Annotated in this window: 13 protein-coding genes; 3 read left to right on the top strand and 10 right to left on the bottom strand. The window is 45.5% G+C overall.

Going from position 1 to position 20,338, the window contains the following annotated elements:
* Window positions 1-105 precede the first annotated feature (105 nt).
* Window positions 106-2,790 carry an aminopeptidase N gene (gene pepN / locus RGU72_RS00580; RefSeq protein ID WP_322117888.1) on the bottom strand — a complete coding sequence of 895 codons (2,685 nt, stop codon included), beginning with the start codon at window positions 2,788-2,790 and terminating at the stop codon, window positions 106-108.
* Between the two features lie 356 nt (window positions 2,791-3,146).
* Here pepN and RGU72_RS00575 point away from each other — a divergent pair, with 356 nt between their 5' ends.
* Entirely contained in the window at window positions 3,147-3,821 is a 675-nt protein-coding gene (locus RGU72_RS00575; RefSeq protein WP_322117887.1) for a DUF4136 domain-containing protein, read from the top strand.
* 146 nt (window positions 3,822-3,967) lie between these two features.
* Here RGU72_RS00575 and RGU72_RS00570 read toward each other — a convergent pair whose 3' ends face one another.
* The 7 genes from RGU72_RS00570 to RGU72_RS00540 all read right to left on the bottom strand — a co-directional run bounded on the left by RGU72_RS00570 (window position 3,968) and on the right by RGU72_RS00540 (window position 13,966).
* On the bottom strand, window positions 3,968-6,232 hold the full coding sequence (locus RGU72_RS00570; protein WP_322117886.1) for a DUF1631 family protein: 2,265 nt from the start codon (window positions 6,230-6,232) through the stop codon (window positions 3,968-3,970).
* A gap of 183 nt (window positions 6,233-6,415) precedes the next feature.
* The gene (locus tag RGU72_RS00565; protein WP_322117885.1) at window positions 6,416-6,559 is read right to left on the bottom strand and encodes a hypothetical protein; all 144 of its coding nucleotides are present in this window, start codon (window positions 6,557-6,559) and stop codon (window positions 6,416-6,418) included.
* A 143-nt stretch (window positions 6,560-6,702) separates the two neighbouring features.
* Window positions 6,703-8,538, bottom strand: a complete 1,836-nt coding sequence (locus RGU72_RS00560; RefSeq protein ID WP_322117884.1) for a S41 family peptidase — start codon at window positions 8,536-8,538, stop codon at window positions 6,703-6,705.
* 415 nt (window positions 8,539-8,953) lie between these two features.
* Window positions 8,954-9,934, bottom strand: a complete 981-nt coding sequence (locus RGU72_RS00555; protein WP_322117883.1) for a quinone oxidoreductase — start codon at window positions 9,932-9,934, stop codon at window positions 8,954-8,956.
* A 112-nt stretch (window positions 9,935-10,046) separates the two neighbouring features.
* Entirely contained in the window at window positions 10,047-10,964 is a 918-nt protein-coding gene (locus RGU72_RS00550; protein WP_322117882.1) for a DMT family transporter, read from the bottom strand.
* Between the two features lie 285 nt (window positions 10,965-11,249).
* The gene (locus RGU72_RS00545) at window positions 11,250-13,418 is read right to left on the bottom strand and encodes a TonB-dependent receptor (RefSeq protein ID WP_322117881.1); all 2,169 of its coding nucleotides are present in this window, start codon (window positions 13,416-13,418) and stop codon (window positions 11,250-11,252) included.
* Between the two features lie 149 nt (window positions 13,419-13,567).
* Complete coding sequence (locus RGU72_RS00540) at window positions 13,568-13,966, bottom strand: hypothetical protein (RefSeq protein WP_322117880.1); 399 nt, start codon at window positions 13,964-13,966, stop codon at window positions 13,568-13,570.
* Window positions 13,967-14,785: 819 nt separating this feature from the next.
* Here RGU72_RS00540 and RGU72_RS00535 point away from each other — a divergent pair.
* Window positions 14,786-15,124, top strand: coding sequence for a hypothetical protein (locus RGU72_RS00535; RefSeq protein ID WP_322117879.1), 339 nt, complete (start codon window positions 14,786-14,788; stop codon window positions 15,122-15,124).
* 303 nt (window positions 15,125-15,427) lie between these two features.
* Entirely contained in the window at window positions 15,428-17,398 is a 1,971-nt protein-coding gene (locus RGU72_RS00530) for a protease pro-enzyme activation domain-containing protein (protein ID WP_322117878.1), read from the top strand.
* A 422-nt stretch (window positions 17,399-17,820) separates the two neighbouring features.
* On the opposite strand, the gene RGU72_RS00525 is transcribed toward RGU72_RS00530, so the two are convergent.
* Together RGU72_RS00525 and RGU72_RS00520 are read right to left on the bottom strand one after the other, a co-directional pair.
* Window positions 17,821-19,275, bottom strand: coding sequence for an FAD-binding oxidoreductase (locus tag RGU72_RS00525; protein ID WP_322117877.1), 1,455 nt, complete (start codon window positions 19,273-19,275; stop codon window positions 17,821-17,823).
* Entirely contained in the window at window positions 19,268-20,287 is a 1,020-nt protein-coding gene (locus RGU72_RS00520; protein WP_322117876.1) for a DUF1338 domain-containing protein, read from the bottom strand. The genes RGU72_RS00525 and RGU72_RS00520 overlap by 8 nt, the downstream gene beginning before the upstream one ends.
* Window positions 20,288-20,338: the final 51 nt, after the last annotated feature.

Raw genomic sequence — 20,338 nt, 5'->3', positions numbered from 1 at the left:
CAGGCAGTGATTCAACATAACAATTCAAAATTAGAGCGGCTAACTGTAACTGAGCTGCAACTGAGCTGCAACTCAACTACAGCTCAGCAGCAATTCAACAGAAACTTAAGAAGCAAGTGCTTTTGTCACCACTTCCAACACATCGCTAGATAATTTTTTAGTATCGGCAACACTTTGCAAAGCGGCCTTCATATGCACTTGCAAATTCTTAGGATATTTTTTCCAACGATCCATACTGCGCGCTAAACGTGCAGCAACTTGTGGGTTCATCTTGTTTAAAGTGATGACTAATTCTGCCCATAAAGCATAACCGCTGCCATCTGCCGCATGGAAGCGGGACGGATTAGCATTACAAAAACTAAACACCAAACTACGTGCACGATTTGGGTTACTCAGAGTAAAGGCTGGATACTTCATTAACTCGCGCACCTTTGCCACATCCGTGGTGCGTGCCGTGCCTTGCAACATAAACCACTTATCGATGACCAAAGCTTCTTTTTTGAAGTCTCTGAAGAACTTATTCAATGCCTGGGCAGCAGCTTTAGTATTTTTGGCAGAGCCAGAAAAATTCGTCAAGGCAGTCAACGCTGCAATTCTGTCTGTCATATTTTCGGCTTCATCAAACTGGGTTTTTGCCAGATCAAATGTACTGTCATCCGCCCACTCCAGCAGATAGGACAATGCCAGATTTTTTAGCGCCCGTTTAGCGGCAGACACTGCATCTGGACTGTATTTTCCTGGCGTCAAATTCTCTTCATAGGTCGTCAATAGATCGGCTTTGAGATGTTGTGTCAGAGTGCTACGGACGAATTTTCTGGCGATATGGATCGCTTGCGGATCGACCACCTTAAACTCTTCTGCGATCATTGCCTCGGATGGCAAGGTCAAGACCAGTTCACGGAAAGCCGGATCTAATGTTTTGTCATTTAAAGTGGACCGCAGCGCTTCGATAAACATGCTGTCCAGTTCTAAGACTTCCGCATTTTGTACTGCGTTTGTCAGCTTCACTAAGCGACGTATTGCCAGACGTTGGCCGGCTTCCCAACGATTAAACGGATCACTGTCATGTGCCAGCAAATGACCGAGTTGCTCATCGGTGTAATCAATCTCTAACATGACCGGTGCAGAGAAATTACGCAAAATTGATGGCGTAGGTTCTTGCGCAATGCCAGTGAACTTAAAGCTCTGGCTGGCTTGCGTCAGTTCCAGCACTAAAGTAGTTTTATCCGTGGCTGGCTGCCCCTCTACGTTTAATGGTAAATCTTTACCAGCCGCGTCCAGCAAACCGACTGCAACAGGAATATGGAAAGCCTGTTTTTTTGGCTGACCTGGCGTCGCCGGGCAAGACTGGCTCAGCTTAATTTCATAAGTTTTTGTATCGGCGTCAAAGCTCGTCACGACCTTGACGCGAGGCGTGCCAGACTGGCTGTACCAGCGTTCAAATTGCTTCAGATTGCGACCGGAAGAATCCGCCATCGCCGCACGGAAATCATCACACTCGACTGCTTGCCCATCATGGCGCTGGAAGTATAAATCCATGCCCTTACGGAATCCTTCATGACCGAGCAAGGTGTAATACATACGTACGACTTCCGACCCTTTTTCGTAAATCGTGACAGTATAAAAATTATTAATCTCAACAAAAGAATCTGGACGCACAGGATGCGCCATCGGACCTGCATCCTCAGAGAACTGGACTTGGCGTAACAAGCGCACATCTTCTATCCGTTTTACGGCGCGGCCAGTGGCAGTACCGACCAGATCAGCAGAGAATTCCTGGTCACGGAATACTGTCAGGCCTTCTTTTAGCGACAACTGAAACCAGTCGCGGCAAGTAACGCGATTACCGGTCCAGTTATGAAAATATTCGTGTCCGACGACCGATTCAATACCGGCATAATCCACGTCCGTTGCAACACGTGGATTCGCTAGTACATACTTGGTGTTGAAAATATTTAGACCCTTGTTTTCCATCGCACCCATATTAAAGTCACCAGTGGCAACGATCATAAAACGATCTAAATCCAACTCCAGGCCGAAACGTTCCTCATCCCAACGGATACTGTTTTTCAGCGAATCCATAGCATGTTGGGTTTTGTCGAGATTGCCGTTTTCTACCCACACTTGCAACAAGACTTTACGGCCAGATTTAAGTTTGTATTTTTCTTCCTGACACACTAATTTACCTGCAACCAGCGCGAATAAATAAGAAGGTTTTTTAAACGGATCTTCCCACTTGGCGTAATGACGGCCGTCACCCAGATCACCTTCTTCAATCAGATTGCCGTTGGAGAGCAAGACCGGAAATTTCTTTTTATCGGCGCGCAGCATGACGGTGTATTTCGCCATCACATCAGGACGATCCGGAAACCAGGTAATTTTGCGGAAACCTTCTGCCTCACATTGCGTGATGAAGTTTTGATTGGAGGTGTACAAGCCGGACAAGGAGGTATTTTTGACTGGCTTGATCAGCGTTTCAATTTCTAGCGTGACTTCGTCCGGCGCATTGGCGATACGTAGTGTTTCGCCTTCGATTTTGTACGCCGACTTTTTGAGGTTGACACCGTTCATGCGCAGTTGCAGCAATTTGAGTGACTCACCAAACAGCACGATATCTTTTTCGCTGCTATCGTGATTACGTCGCATCACCATTCTGGTGGCAACATGGGTAGCGTCAGGGTCGAGGTCGAAACCCATTTCGACCGTATCTACCCAATATCCTGGAGCGATGTAATCTTTGCGATAAATCGTCACTGGGGTAACTGCGGTATCGTTGTTGTCTGTGCGCATGTGATGGTGAGCCTTCTAAAAAGAATAGGTGCTGTGTCTTTAATCTATTTTGCAACTAGTTTAAAGACACAGCAAAGGCTACCATTTTACCAAGCTGCGCCGGAAGGCATGCAAGCTTTGATGATTACCGCAGAAAATTTGGGTAAGTGTGTGGATTTTTAGGGATATGGTTAAGCGAATCGTCGTTTAAGTCGAGTAAATCATCGTTAAGAGGTAACGTAGTTACAAAGAGAAACAGATAATAGATCGCAAACAGAACCAACTTAAAATTCTATCGACTAATATGTACAGACACCAACAGAGATACAAATCGAAGCAACACAGCAACAATGTAAAAGCAAAACAGGAGCACGATCATGAAAACAGGAAGAACCTCCCCCATCAGAAAATCTCTTTTGTTATTACTGGCGACGACTAGCTTGTTGTTAGCGGGCTGCGCAACCAGCGTAACGAGCAGAGTCAGTGTTTTTCAGGAATGGCCAGCCGATATTAAAGATAAAAGCTATGTCATCGAGCGCACAGAGCCGCAACAAAATAGTCCTGAGTACAACAGCTATGAGCAATTATTGCGTAACAAATTACAGACATTAGGCTTTGCAGAAGCTGGCAGCGAGGCGAATGCGGCGCTTAAAATCAGCATGCAATACGGCACTGGCTTAAGTGAAATCCAATTCTCCGCACCTTGGGATTTAGCTTTGTATGACCCATTCTGGGGTAGCCATTTCAGAAGAGGCCTTATCCCGAGAGCCTATTACTATCGCTACCCTTATTCTTATTCGCCATACTATTTTGGGCGCACCGATAGCATGCTGATGTCAGATCTGAGCGTGCGACGTTACTATTTGCATCAATTAGAAATTGGCATTGCCGACAAAGTCAGCGGCAAAAAGCTGTATGAAATCAAAGCCAGTACCGAGCAATTGAGCCCAGAAATTAATCTGCAAATGCCGTATTTGATTGATAGCGCTTTTATTGATTTCCCCGCCAAAACTGGCAGTACGATGGAGATAGAATTACCAATTATGAAGTAAATCAGAAAATATACTCCCCTCCCGTATTTTTAGATTGTCCAGGCGCTTACTGGACAATAAGGCATTTTCAATAAAAATAATGGGGAGTATATTATTGCTGACTAGCAGAATTGCAATCCTGTTGGCACCAACTAAACAGCTCAAGTTTAATTTGGAGGATCGCGCAACGCTTCGACCAGCGCTCTGTCAACCACAGAATCTGCTGAAATTAATAGCGCTTCTCCATTGCGGAATTTATTTGCCAGCTCTTCACTGGCGATAGAAAAAGCGTCATGCCCTTGACGATTAGTAAAAATATAGCGGGTACGTTTTGGGCTAACCCATGCTAGTTTGAATCTCGCAATAGAGCCATTGCTGCGGGTAAAGTCGATCCAGATGCCTCTCTCCAAACTCTCCAGCAATAATACCCATTCATCATCCGTTTGATCAATCTGGTCTTGCACATGACGATTGAGGCGGCGCTCACTCGCACGCTGAGCAATGTTCACCGCGATTTCTAATTGACGACGCGGTGAAAACTCCAGCGGGGCGCGGGCAATGGCAGCGTGCCGCTCGGCCAACTTAGAAAAGAAAATCACCCGATCTGGCTCATCCCATTTAATCGCATTTAACCAGGCATTGAGCAAGGTCAGCATCGATGGTAATTTGCTGACCAGGCTCTTACGTTCTTCGGCACTGTTCTTAGGCTTTAAGCTCCAGATCAGGTCGTCCATCGTTTTTAAGGCGTTTTCCAGAGCGTGCGGCTTTTGCTCTTTTACGCTGTGCGCAATGGTCAGAATACGTATCCATTGCTCTAGTAAAAAGGTTTCTAAGAAGCCGGCAACTTCACCTGTCTCTACCCGCAAAGACACGTCATGCTCTGCAAATTCGCGCGCCAGGCGCATTTTTTCTTGCTTGAGCGCGTTAGCAACGGGCTGCACTATCGCATCTTCTATCTTCTGTTCTTCATCTTTGAGGAAGGTTTCCAGATCAGAAACCACATCAGAAAACAAATCGATTTGCTGATCAAACTCTTGCTGCACGCGTTCGACGATGCCTTCTATCATTTGATATAAGGGATCCTCGCTATTACTCTCTGCATTCAACAAAATACTGGACTTGGCGAGAGTGTCGATCAAAACTCGCGCTGGATGCGTTTCTTTGAAAAAAAAATCTTTATCCATCAACGCAACCTTGAGCGTCGGTATCTGCAACTGCCCAATCAATCCTTTAATGTCACCTGGAATATTCGGATCATTAAAAACAAAATCAAAAATACGTGCCAATAGTTCTATCGTATTTTGATCAATGTGCGTCAGCTTACTATCGCTTGTCGCTTGCTGCGACAATTGGCGCAAAGCCGACGCATCTGGATTGCCGGTAGCAGACGCCAAATTATTATTTCTTTGTATGCTGGTCAGGTAGTCAAAAAAGTTACGGTCTATGGTGATTTTCTCGGCATGATTAACATTGCCTGCGGTATGTGTTTCTCTACCAGTCCACTCGAGAGAATGTTCTTTTCCTGCATGCTCAGATTGACCAGTTTGATTAGATTGACCAGCTTGGCCGGTTTGAGGAGTTTGGCCAGCTTGATGAGTTTGACCACTCTGCCCGGATGAACTGAACACAGCTTGATTATTTGATTGTGCAGAAAAAATATTCCTGAGTTTATTTTCTAAATAAGGATCACGGTCGGCAATATCATCAGAGCGGCTAAACTCACTTTTACGCTGATTCTTCCTAAATGATTCGCTGATATCAGGCAAAATTCCACGCGCGATTAAGGCCTCGTTCACCTCTTGCAATATCGGTGCGAGCTGCAAAAACAAATTAGGCTGCAACAGCCGTAATACCAGATGGTGTGATTCTGGTGTGGTGTCGAATTCCATCCAGGCTTGATATACCGCACGTACAAACAGCTCCGGCCGGAATGGATTCTGCGACACGTTGATTGGTGTCCGCCTTAAGACATGTCCAATACGGATATTCAATGCCACTAACTGCTCTGCATTGCTGACTTCTAAAGATTGGCACAAGTTTCGGATCAAGACTTTACTTTCCATCTCCTCAAAGGTGACCAGCGAGAAGTCTTGTTTTTCATCTTCTTTTTTGGACTTTTTGCGGGTATTAACAGTGCTAACTTCTTTGGCAAGCGCTGCATTAATTTGCCCACCGACCAAACGATAAAAGGTTGTGCTGTTTCTTTTTAAAAGCTGATAGGCATGAAAACTAGTAGTCGCCTCTTCCGGCCTGACCGTTTGATCAGAAATCTTAAACAAAGCCTCCGTTAACCGGGCACAAAATGCCTCTAATTGAGAAGAGACTCGATTAGTCGCAACCGGTACCAGACTTTGTAAAATCAATAGTCTGCTCGAGCTAGAAAATTCGCTCTTTTTGGTGGTGTTGCCAAGTCCGAGTGGGATAGTGTCCATTGTTTATTTAACTTATTTTATGAATCACACCATCAATTAAGCTTATAGGACTTACGAAAAATTGTCCGGTAACACGTAGCGACGAAGATACTACTTTACACAGCTAGGAGATACAACGTAGTTAGGCGCGGTTTTGCGTAAGTCCTAACTTAATCAAAAAATGATTTGCGCCAGCGTTATGCTTTATGAGTAATAAGCTTCTGTCGCAAACGTAATAAATACAATTAAGGCAACAGCCAAAAATAGTACGATCAATAACCGCCCAAACTTTGGTACGCCATCTACATTATTTGAGGCGACTGGTTCTTTTTGCTCTTGCTTGCTCATATTAATTTCGTCTCGGTTTTGTCTTGATTTTGTCTTAATTTTGAAATTGTCTCAAGTCATGAATGGTAACAGAGACCAATACCACTCCCTAGCGCAGACTCAGGAAATGAATTATTTTGCTTATTAATCAAACATATTGAAAATTAGTTTATCGCACTGGATGTTGATTTTTTAGAGAAAAAATGAAAACCTGCGCTATCACTAGCTTCTACCTTGTTAGCAGTCTGTTCTGAGTACGATTTTAACTGTAACACTGCCGTATCCAAAACAATATCGCGGCCTGAGCGAATGTCATTCACAGTTGGAATGATCTCAATATTTGGTTTTATTCCTACACCGACAAACTGTTTGCTATCTGGGTATGTGTCGCGTTTTACGCAAATTCGCGCATTACCGCCACCTGGCAGCTTAAAAAAATATGGCTGACCAGTACTACCGGCAGACGTTTCTCCAATAATTTTTCCGCGCTTCATGACGTCAAAAGCCACTAAAAAATCCTCTGCAGCAGAAAACGTTTGTGGCCCAGCGAGAACGACAACAGGTCCAGAATAAATCTGCGTATGTCGAAGTACAAAATTTCCACTTAAAGGTATTGGAGTCCAGGATATGATGTCACCACGTGCGCGATCAAGCCCAGTTTCCGATCTCTTTATACTTGTAGGATATGGGATTGATTCTTTGGTGAGGTAGCTTAAAATTTTTAGCCCCTCATTAGTAGAGCCCCCACCATTTCTCCGGACATCCAAGATCAATCCATTCGATTTTAAAATAATGGGAAGGGCTTTTATGAACGCCTGGACACCGTCATTATTTTCAAATTGCTCAAGGGCTAAGTACGCGATATTGTCCGACAATACTGCAAAACTAAAAATCTTCCTCTCCTCAATATCCGTATAACCAGTTCGGGCAACAATTTCCTCACGTATTTTTCCGTCAATCCCACGAATGGTAAATTTGACTGGAGTATCAGCATCTCCTGCCAAAAATTGGTAATAGTACTCACGAACAGCACGATCCTGTGGCGTTGAACTACTCACATAAGGCGCCACACGCGAGGCTACATATTGATGCACCTCTTGCCCATTAACTTTCAGTATTTCCTCGCCGACGGATAAATGGTGGCGTAATGTATTGCTTCTTATTTCAAGGATGATGACCTGATCGCCAATCTTGCTAGTCATCATTGGAGGGCGCGAGAAGAAAACTTCTGATAATTCGTCTGGTGGATAAATATTGGTGTGACTATCGTTCAACAGCGGAGCCAGACGCATCATGACCTGATAATAATCCTTGGTTGATTCTGCAGCGATGACCTGAGGAAGAAATTCCATATAAATCTTGTCCCAGCTCAGTTCAGGCAGTCGATTTATGTAGACAAAATCACGTCTCGCATTAGCCCAAAAGAGTGATAAACCAGCGATACGTTGTTCGACTGAAAGTGTGGTCTGAAAACCACTTCCAATCGGCGAGTTGCTGCCAATTGACTTGGGTATATCTTGAGTAGCAAGAAACTTTTGAAATCGAGAATCTGTTATAACTGGTTTATATATCTCATCCTTTTCAATTAGGGGACGAAGAAATGGTCCAATTACTTGGCCACTCATTGATTCCAATACCAATAGTGCGCGCTCTGTATTGCCTAACCTCATATACGCTCTGGCAAGGTCAGAGCGTATATCGTACAACAGCCCACCTAAGCGAGAGTAGTCTCCGTCAATCTTACTAAGGCTCTTGCCACTTAACACCACCTCTGCTTCTGCCAGCTCTTGGGCAAGTTGTTGAATCTTGGTGGCATCATTTATTGAGATCAAACTGTCAGCTTGCTTGCGCAGAAGTTCAAACGCTGTCTTAGCTTTACCCAACTCGATGTCTGCTTGAACCAAATGATTCAATGGAGTCTCTGCACAGGCAATCGAAGTCAAATCAAAGTAAAAAAACATTGCTGCTATCACGGTTGAATAGATTATTTTTGGATTCATATCGAGATAAAAAGAATAAATACACCCAACATACTTGACTGAAGTATAAAACGACGCAAATAAAAAACAACCAAAAAAACAGATAAAAAGTTAAGCCTGCGGATGATCTATTTTGAAAATACCAAATAAATTTGCATGCACAAAAATTTGATGAGGATTACCACATGCACTGCTGTTAATTGTGCTGTTGCTTTATTGTCGTTTCTAACTGTATGCTTGGATTCAAATCTACAAAAAACCCCGCACACCGCAGAGGAAGAGAAGATGAACAAACGCAGAGAAATCTGGGAAACAGCAAATCAATGCTTTTCTCTGCTCTTGTTGCGACTCCGCGCCTCCACGACCCTGCAATGAGGGGTTTTAGTTTTTCCGTAAGTCCCGAGTGTCTGACAGCGCCGATCTTAGGGAATCAATACTAAGGAATCAAAATGGTAGAACCCGTTGTTTTTCGGGCTTCCAGATCGTGATGTGCTTGGGCTACTTCACTTAAAGCATAGCGCTGATGCACGTCGATTTTGATTTTGCCGCCCTCCACCATGGCAAATAAATGCGCTGCCATCTGTTCCAGATCCTCGCGCTTAGCGGCATAACTCATCAGGCTAGGACGGGTGATAAACAAAGATCCGCGCGATGCGAGTTCGTTCAAACCAAATTCTGGTACGGGACCGGAAGCGCTGCCAAAGCTAACCATCATGCCCAATGGCGACAAACAATTGAGCGAACCGATGAAGGTATCTTTACCGATGGAGTCATACACGACTGGCACGCCTTTGCCGCCGGTAATTTCTTTCACCCGTTCAACAAAATTCTCTTTGTTGTAATTGATCACATGAGTACAACCGTGCGCTTTGGCGAGCTCGGCTTTTTCGTCCGAACCGACGGTACCTATCATCGTCACGCCAATCGCCCGCGCCCACTGACAAGCAATCAAACCGACGCCACCTGCTGCGGCATGGAACAAAATAGTTTCTCCACCTTTGAGCGGAAAGGTGCGGTTAAACAAATATTCCACAGTCAAGCCTTGCAACATCATTGCTGCGGCGGTTTCAAACGAGATATTGTCTGGCAGACGCACCAGATTATCGGCTGGCATAATCCTAGCCTCGGCATACGCACCGTTGGGGCGACCGGCATAAGCAACACGATCACCTACCTTGACATAAGTCACATCAGCACCAACAGCCTCCACTACGCCTGCGGCTTCCATCCCTAAACCCGCTGGCAAGACTTGCGGATATAGGCCGGTACGAAAGTACACATCGATATAATTCAGCCCGCAGGCGGCATGGCGGACCAGCGCTTCGCCGGGGCCTGGCTGGCCCAGTGTGACATCGACGTATTCCATCACTTCTGGACCGCCGGTTTGCTGGATTATGATGGCTTTTGTGGTTGTCATGGTCTCGCTCTCTTGGTTAATTAGCTGTAATTCAAATTTGAATTAAAGTTTTAATTTAGCTCTTAATGTGAATTGAGCTGAATTGAAATGTGAACTCAGATTAAAAAAATAATCATTTTTTCATCGACAATAAATACATGCCGCCAACGACTAAAACAGTGCCTGCAAGCTGCCAGGCGGTGATCGGTTCACTTAAAAAAAACGCCCCTAAAAATAAAGTAGAAACCGGCCCTATCATGCCTGCTTGCGAGGCGATGGGCGCGCCAATACGTTGCACCGCAATCATGGTCAGGAATACCGGCAACACAGTACACAATATTGCGTTAATTAAAGACAACCAGTATACAGGTGCGGGCTGGATCATCATGCTGACAGGGCGCAGCGCAAAAAATTGCCCGATACATGCCACACTAGATACACACATCGCATAAGAAACTAGGCGCAGGCTACCAAGGCGCATCACCAATTGACCAGACTGTATTAAGTACAGAGCATACGATGTGGCGGCACCTAAAACCAGCAACCCGCCTAGCAAAACATCTGCGCCACCAAACTGTAAATCATGCACAAATACCAGCACTATTCCAAGGTAAGAAACTGCTAAAGCGGCGCATTCTATTTTGCTGATTTTACGTTTTAAAAATGTTGCTGAAATCAGCAGCACAAATGAAGGTGTCAAAAATAAAATCAGGCGTTCCAGTGCTGCGGTGATGTATTGCAAACCCAAAAAATCTAAAAAACTGGAGAGGTAATAACCGATCAAACCCAAGACCACTAAACGCCAACGATCAGCTACTGACAAGGCGCCACCTTTATGTGCTTGCCAAATAGCAATTGCAGCAAAAATTGGCAAAGAAAATAGCATGCGAAACATAATCAGAGTGACCGCATCAACGTGATAACGGTAAATCAGTTTGGCGACAATTGCCTTGGTCGAAAATAAAATCGCCCCAGTAATGGCGATCACCAGACCAATTAAATATTGACGGCGCTCGTAAGCGGATTGAGGGTTCGAGGTGGGTGTGCTCATTTGGAATATTGTACGAGCATATTCAGTTTGAGGTTATTTTGGATGCTGATGTTTCAATTGCAGATACTTATTTGTACGTATTAACATTCATTTTTTATTGTCAAGATACCGATATAAATCTCGCTTGTAAAACATATACTCACCTTAAGTATAAATTGATCGTCCATATCTTAATTGGACAATAAGGCATTTATAATAAAATTTATGGGGAGTATATAAAAATAGCCGATCTTTTTATAGTATCGGCTATTCATTTCACATTAACAAATTTAAATAAACATTCTCTTAAAAACTGGTGGACAATCCCACATACAAAGTACGACGCGGGCCATATTGTGGAGCCCCGACGCCGACGCCAGAACCGTCACGTAGTAAGTAGGATTTATCAAACAAATTGATCAAGGCAATTCGTCCTTCTATCTTACCGGCGGGGGTATTTTTCCAGGTATGGGTGAACGCCGTATTGATCGTTGTATAGCTTGGCAAAGTACCTGAATTTGGTGCTGCACCATCTGGCGTATCACGTAAACCACTACCGTATAAGAAGTCGGCACTGAGTTGAGAATCGCCGAAATGGTAGTGAGTACCGCCCGACAACGTCATGGTCTGATCATGATCCACATAGATGTAATGATTGGCGATATAAGCAACTTCATCTACGCCAAACAAAGCCTGGCCGGAATTAATATTTTTACCTTGAGCTTTTTGAAAAGCCAGATTCAGATACGCTCCCCAATTTTTTTGGCTGTAAATTGCAGACAACTCCAAGCCTTTGGCGTAACCCTGCGCATAGTTAAATGGCGTGAGTATCAAGGCCTGGCCAAATTGGCCTTCGTCCAGCATATTGGTAATTTTTTTATAGTAAGCATCAGCGGTCAATACCAGGTCTTGATTGACGTGATGGCTAATCCCCAGATCGTAGTAATGCGTGCGCTCCGCCTTGACGTTGTCGGAGGTCGGAATTTGTGGTGCGTTGGTGGTACCGGCATACAAATTAATACTCGATTGCGCGGCCAATTCTTGCGGTGGCGGCGTGAAGTAGCGTGAATAACCTGCGTGTAAAGCGGTGGTATCACTCAATTTATACGCCAGGTTTAAACGGGGACTCCATTGCTGTTCAGAGGTGTAGGCCGACACTTTGTCAAAGCGCACGCCGTAGTTCAATGTCAGTGGTTGGGCGATATGCCATTCATCCTGCAAATACAAACTAGATAGCGTACCGGTTTTGCCACCATTGTCTTGAATCGTGATGGCGTCTGAAGAATTTTGTGCGCCGGAATCATCCGTCGTAAATAAGGACACAGCATTATTGCTGGCCGTGACTTGACGGGTATAAGCACCGCCCGCCCGCAAAGTGTGATCTTGATGCAGTTTATAACTGATATCAAATTGCACGCCGTTGGCACGGTTAGAACGCAGCGAATCTGAAGCGACGCCGTTATAAATTAAATCGCCATTCGCATCCGGCGTAAAATGCAATTCAGAATATTGATTGAAAGCGGATAGCTGAAAATTGACGTTCCCTAAACTTTTTTGCAGCGAAACCACGGCGAAGCGGTTCACCTCACGTTGGTTCTCATTCAGGTTGGATGAGGGCAAACTGCTAGTGGTACCGTCACTAAAACCTGTGAGCGCAAAACCGGGCGCCTGGTTAGGATTGTTTGGAATCTGGAAACGACCGTTATAGGTACCAAACATCAAACCCAGACGCGTGTTGTCATCTAAAAAATAAGACAAATTACCAAAGGTTTTAGATTGCCGGGTTTTGTCATGCAATGCGCTAGAACTTGGTACCGGATTCTCAATCCCCAGAGAGTTGGATAAGAAGCTACCGGACAAATAATAATTGAACGCGCCTTTGCTACCAAAAAATTCCGCGCTAGGTTCAACATAGCTATGGCTACCCATCTGGATACCAATCCGGCCACCTGGCGTTACGCCGCCTTCCTTGGTTTGGATATCAACAATACCCGCAGTACGCAAACCAAACTGTGCTGGCAATGCCCCTGTCATAAAATCAGTCTGATCGACCAAACGCGTGTCAATCGACTGCCCAAAACCAGTAATACTTTCTGGCAGCTGGACACCGTTAATCCGATATTGCACGTTAGCGTGATCATCACGTACGTGCAAACCGCCAGACGCCTTAGAGTCTTGAGCGACGCCAGGCAAACGCAGCAAAACCTCATTAAACGGTGTGTTATCGCCTTGTCCCAGCATGTCTATCATGTGGGTATCAATGCTATAAACGGTGGTACCGATCTTGGGTGACAATTCAATCCGCGCACTTTTAAGATGCGCCGCGGTCACTTCTACGCTTTGTACTGGCGTGTCAGATTTGCCTGATGCGTCCGGCGTGTCCGCCACAGAATCACCTGCAGCATGAGTGGATGAAATGGCAAACAGACCAGCCAGGGCGAGTGAAAGCTTACTCAGTTTAAGAGTACGTTGCATGTTAATAACCTCTGAATAAAATACGCGAAACCCAGCCTTGTCGAATGAAGGCAAGCTCGCTTAAAAATATAATTTTCAAACTGAAGTTCGAAAATTTAAATTAAAACCGGAGTTCAGCTCAATTTTTAAATTGAACTGTTTTTGATGAATTACGCAGAGGCGTGCGGGGGACCGCAGCTTGGTGGAAAAAGCTCAGGCGAGCAATAGTTGGCGATCTTGACCGAGACAGCGAGAACCCGGTAAGGCATAACATAAACGTGCTGAACAATCGCAGGTAACAACGGCAGACCGACTACCTTATCGATTACATCGCTGCAGATGGCGCATTCTTTGGTGTCCAGCGCGGTCTTGTGTTGATGTGTCGCAGCCGTTGTCAAAGCTAAGACCAAGGCAAAAGCACCAAACAAAATAATCAGCAAGCGCCATACATCACGCGCTGCAAATGCACGAGCGAATGTAGCTGTAGCCAACTTTGCAGGCATCTCCGACATGGCGGCAGTGCCTTGCTTAGCAAGCGGATGTTGATCGGTAGACTTACGCTGAACCATTCTTTTGTTTTTGCACTTGAGTTGCATTAAGGATGCGAGATCATAACAAGAAAAAAACATTCTGACATCATCGGATTGCATCCTTAACATTTGGCTCAGCATTTGACCCAGCATTAGCCAGCCACTCAATCATCACTAAGTCTTCACTAAGTCGTCAACAAGATTTACGCCAATTTGTCGCAGCAAGGCGCAGCGGCGAGGATGTCGCTTGGAGAATATCTGTCGAATATCTGATCATTGCACTTCCCAAGCTGACGAGATTTTCATCAAAATTTTTTATCCAGCAAAAAAGCCGTTGAATATTTTTTCTTGAAGAAAGTTTTTTGATTATGAATTTTGACGCTTGAAAACAACGGCAGAAAATACAACAGTATTAGTATAAAAATTCTAAGCTGATTTCTTTACACAAATTAAATCTCCAAAATCGATGAGAAAAAAAGCTGCATCTTTGCAGATAAATTTGGTGATTTTTAGGAATGTAAAAAAAACATAAAAATGACTTATTTTTCAATATCCATTTCAGCAGATTGTTACTGATAGTTACACATTAATCGGTGTTCCTTAACTTTCCAGAATATTTCTTCTGCTAGCATAAGTTTTCTTTCAGTCAATTATTTATCTCAGATTCAACAGATTTAAACGCTAAATTAAATTCAGATTTGAGCGTAAAACTGCGAGCCGGGAACTAAATTAATAAACTAGCAAGATCCAAAAAAAGAAGCTGATTGGCGCTGCGAAAAACTGGCGATGCATCAGTATAAAGTTGCTTAAAATTGGTTGTAATTGTTTGTGTCACCCATTCATTGGAGTGCATTAAAGATGATCCAGCATTATCAACAGATTGCTGAAAGAGTTAATTGGAATGCAGATTGTATAGACAAAAAAAGTCTCTTTAATGATGGCGACCTGATCGCCATGCGCCACCCAACGTCTCCCGGTTCTATTGATCTGAGATTATCGATAACAGAAGAAAAAATGTCCCTCTTTACGGTAATTGCTTCTGAGCTTGATACACCTCAGCTGCATCACTTCAATCCTCTCGTTCCAGCATCAGTTACAACATTAGCTCCAACATCAAACAACAGCGTCAACAGTCAAATTAGCCAGTATGACTTTGAGACTAAGCGTTTCAAACCTAATTATTTTTGCCTCAGTTAACAATTCCGAGCTGTAAAAATATTATTTCAAAAGTCTGATTTTAAAAATCTAGCTTCAAAGCCTCGTTTTTAGATTTACGCATCACTGCTTTACCAAGAATATTTCAAGGTCGACCAACTTACTATCCAACGTAAGTCGGCCCTGTAATAGGCATTTTTTCTAGACCGCCTCTTAAAAACGGGAAATTGAATTTGCCAAGCCTGTAGAAAACAAGATTTTCTCTCAGGTTGCTGTGACTGAACCGATCGCTTCAAAATCCTTTGGACTGGTCACTTTCTTCGTATTACCATTTGGAGATAAGTAATGAAACTCAGTTGTAAATTTAAAATGCTGCCAGTGGCAGCAATGGTTTTAGCCACAATTGGTGGCGCAGCACATGCAGCAGAACTACGTGCATCTACCGCGACTAAAGCACCTCGTTTACTTAGCGCAGCGACACCCATTGCATTGATGCAAGCGGGTACACCTACCCATGTTGTGATCTCTTTAAAAGTACGCAATAAAGCAGATCTTGATGCATTGACGGCCAACCTCATCACTGGCGGCGGCGCAAAGCCCATCACTAGCGCAGAGTTCTTGAGTCACTACGCACCAACCGCAGAACAAGTAAAATCCGTAGTCGATCATTTGACAAAAAGCGGTTTCGTCAACATCGTCGTTGCTGACAATCGTATGCTGGTGAGTGCTGACGGTACTGCATCCTCCATCAAAACTGCCTTCAACACCGACCTGCAAACATACAACATCAATGGCCGCACTGCGCATGCCAACGTAAGTGATGTCTCTGTACCCCAATCGCTGGGTGATATCGTATTGGCAGTCCATGGTCTGCAAACTGTTCATCTGCATCACACAATGGCAATACGTCCTGATGCAAAAACACTGACGACAGCTGGTCACAATCCAACTGATTTTCCTCTGATCTATAATGCATCGAGCTTGCCAAGTGCGACCAATGCCACTATCGGTATTATTACCCAAGGTAGCATGACGCAAACGATCAAAGATCTGAACACATTCACCACCAACGCTGGTTATCCAAAAACCAATGTCACTACTGTTACTGTCGGCTCTGCCAGCACAGATACGTCTGGTGTAGATGAATGGAATATGGATACACAAGATGCACTGGCAGCAGCAGGTGGTACGATCAAACAGATGATTTTGTATACAGCCAATACCTTGAGCGATGCTGACCTGACAAATACCTATAACAAAGCTGTCAGTGATAACTTGGCCAAAACCATCAACGTGTCTTTAGGCGAATGCGAAACTGATGCGCAAAGCTCCGGCATCATCGCAAGTAATGATCAGATCTTCCAGACTGCGGTAGCACAAGGGCAGACTTTCTCGGTCTCTTCCGGCGATTCAGGCGCATATGAATGCGGCGGCACCAGCACTGCTCAAAGCTATCCATCAGTATCCCCTTATGTCATCTCTGTTGGCGGCACTTTGCTGAACACGTCAGGTACCACATGGACATCTGAAACAGTATGGGCTTGCACCAGCTCTGCTAATTGCCAGCAAAGTTCCAGTGGTGGCGCAGGCGGCGGACCAAGCCTGACAGAAGCAGCACCAAGCTGGCAAACTGCCGCCGGCGTATTAGGCAGCTCAACCAAACGTGGCGCACCTGACGTCGCATTTGATGCATCACCTAATAGCGGCGCATTGGTAATCGTCAACGGTACTAGCTCGCAAATCGGTGGTACTAGTCTGGCAGCACCGTTGTTCACTGGTTTCTGGGCTCGCGTTCAGTCCATGAACAACAATACACTGGCCTTCCCAGCTTCTGCCATTTATCAAAAAGCAGCGGCTAATCCAACAATGTTCCATGACGTAACTTCTGGCAGCAACGGTGGTTATACTGCAAAAACTGGTTGGGATTATGCGAGTGGCTACGGCAGTTTGAACGTTGCTAATTTTGCGACTGTCATGGGATCAGGCGGCGGTACAACACCTCCACCATCCAATGTATTGAGCAATGGCGTAGCAAAAACTGGCCTCGCTCTGACGACTGGCAACTCCACGGTATACACTTTTGTGGTTCCATCAGGTCGCACTACATTGACCTTTAAAACATCGGGCGGAACTGGCGATGCAGATATCTACGTCAAACTAGGTTCTGCACCGACAACATCATCTTATTTGAAAAAATCTGATGGTTCTACCACGACTGAAACGATCACTATTAGCTCACCAGCCGCAGGTACTTACTACCTGTTGCTCAACTCTTACGCTAGCTTCAGCGGCGTGAGCTTGGTGGCTTCTGACTAATAGGTATTGTTAGCGATTAGTCGCTAGTGAGTTTGGCTGGCTGCCACAAGTTTGCGGTCAGTCAAATAAGCTATAAAGAATTTCGCCCTCATTCTGACGAGAATGAGGGCGAAATCGTTTCAGCGCTGATGTTGATCTGGTGCGACTAAGCATTGGTAAAAGACACTGCTTGATTAGCTTAACAAGGTAGCGTGGAGGCAATTGGATTCCACAACAATCAACATACTCCCGTTTATTTTTATAAAAACTGGCTTATTGACCATTAAATATATGGACTACTAAAATATACCTACTATGAGTATATATTTAACGACGAATCGATTTAGACATTCTCAATGAGGTTTCGCCCACTTATTTTCCCTGCCTCGTCATTCAGCGGTCGCTCAAAAGTCACTCTCAAACGTAGCAATGAGCGCATTGCTTTATTCAGCCAGCTCACCGAACCAGGTCAGGCCAAATAAGCGATCAGGGTCGAGCAGTGTTTGCATTTTTCCCGCCAGTTGCTGCGCTGCTTGCGACGTAAACCGATGGTAGTAGGTTTGATTATAGGGGCCGACTCCGTGTTCGGCACTAAAGCTGCCTTGATACTCATTCACCACCATATCGTAGATCGCATCACGCACTGCGCTGACCGTTGCCGCATCGTAAGCGATCGTCGCCACATGCGGCCACACCAGATTGAAGTGGCAACCGCCATCCGCCCAATGACCAAAATCCATGATCTGTAAAAATGGATAATCGGTTTCGATCAAGCCAATCGCCTGCTGCCGAAAATCAACCAAAGATGAACGCGGCATAGAAATGTCAAACGCAATGATCTTACCTTCGCTACGCAAAGACTCACTGATTGCATGCCGGATACGCCATAAATCTTTACCGCGACCAATCACTGCATTGGTGATGATGTCGTCATCGCTTCCAGTCAACAAGGCAGCCAGCGAATTGCTTAATAAATCCTCCAGACACAAGCCTGAATGCTGCTGAGTGATGCTGGTATCCAGCTCAATCAGGACGCAATAATCGGGGATATCAGCCAGACCGCCAAAGGGATTGCTGATCGCGGGGACATGTCGCAATACCGACGTCAATGCTTGTCCAGAAATCCCCTCAAAGGCACTCAAAAATTCGCCGCAATCACGCTCCAGCCTTTGCAACAATTCTAAAACCGCCGCCTGATCACGCGGCACAACTAATGCAGTAGCGCTTTGTTTTGGCAGGCGATGCACTTGTAAAACGGCTTTGCTGATAATCCCGTAGGCGCCGCTGGTGCCGATAAACAATTGCTTTAGATCGGGGCCGGTATTATTTTTGCGAAGCGCCGATTGCAGATCCAGCACCCTGCCTGCCGGATTCAGCAATACGACTTCCAGCCCCAACAAATTTTGCCGCACGTCGCCATATTTAATCAATCGTGCACCCCCAGTATTGGCGGCGATCATACCGCCGATGGTCGGGTTGGCACCGAGGTCAATCGGGAAGCATAAATCGTGTTCTTTCAGCGCCTCATTCAGATCGTGCAAGGTCACACCAGAATCGACGGTGACTGAGCGGTTGACCGTATCAATCTCTATGCAACGACTAAGACGTTCCGTGCTTAACACCAAATACTGTCCGCTCTGATCTGGTGTGCTGGCTGCGACCAAGCCCGTATTGGCACCCTGCACCACCAGCTTCAAGTGATGCGCTGCACACAGACTGACCAGTTGCGACAATTGCGCGGTGCTATTGGGACGCGCGACCGCCATTGCCTGCCCGACGCCATAACGCGCTCCGGTTACGTAACGAGCGCAGTCCTCTGGCGTGGTCAGCAAGCCGGCATTACCCAATAAATCTTGCAGTGACTCCAGCACAGCTAAGCGGTTGACAGGCTCAAGCATTGGCAGTCATCTTAAAAATACCTTGCGCATTGCCTGTGTCAAACTGCAGATCGAGTTTTGACAATCCGGTGACGGGATCAAGCATCGTGTCGCGTGAGATAAATTCATAAAATGATCCCGGCACTTCGCGCATCACCAGCGCCGCCTCTGCATCATAAAATTCCCGCACAACATTGTCGGCCTTAAACGCGGTCTGCCTTACGCGGCCAGAGCCAGAGACTTCGACCTGCGCTTTGATGGGGCGCCCCAAGGCTTTTTGCTCCTCCGCAGTCTGGAACACATCCGCTACGCGGTCCGTTGCGTGGTTAAACACATTTCCCTCAGTGGCGATCCATGCCATTTCGGCGGATTCTTTGATTAGCAACTCATAGTCGCTTAATTGCGGAGTGCCATGTTGACGATCAAAACAGGCAACCAGCACGGGCAATAATTCCAGCGACTGCTGCACGCTCAGACTGCCGTCGCGCTCCAGTTCATTGAGCAGACTAAACGCCGCTGGCGTCAAAGGATCTTTGGAGTCGCCCAAAACCCGGCTCACCGCTTGCTGAAAAGCCGGACTAAAACGTTCTGGATGTAGTTCGCTGACAAAAAACTGCGAGATATTTTCAGGATCATCGATCTGTGCATAAGAACGCCCGGTCATGTTTAAACGATCCAGCGGATATTTGCCATTCAGGCGATACCCTAGTGGCTTGAGAATCCGCGTCACAGCGGCTTCGCCCGGTGGCAAAGCACCGATGCCAAACCAGCGTACCGTGCGCAAAGCACCATGATCCAGCATGACTTTGCCGCCACGGGCAACGAGCTCATCGGTGTAAGTCTTCCCGCTGGGAACCCGCTGCAAAATTCCGTAAAACAGCAACATATTCAAGGCCTGCGCGATCTCGGCACGTGTTACCTGCCCCGGTTGTACGTGGTCAAATTTAGGAGATACATGCAATAAATTCACTAAGTTGCTTGTTTGCTGCTCGCCTATACTGGCAACAAGCAGGGTTTGAATATGTGGATTCATAGTAGATGGTTTAATTGTTAGCTAGTGCAGCATTCTCACTTAACTGGACAA

The sequence above is a fragment of the Undibacterium sp. 5I1 genome (assembly GCF_034314085.1).
Lineage (GTDB): Bacteria > Pseudomonadota > Gammaproteobacteria > Burkholderiales > Burkholderiaceae_D > Undibacterium.
This window is presented reverse-complemented; position numbering and strand designations above follow the sequence as displayed.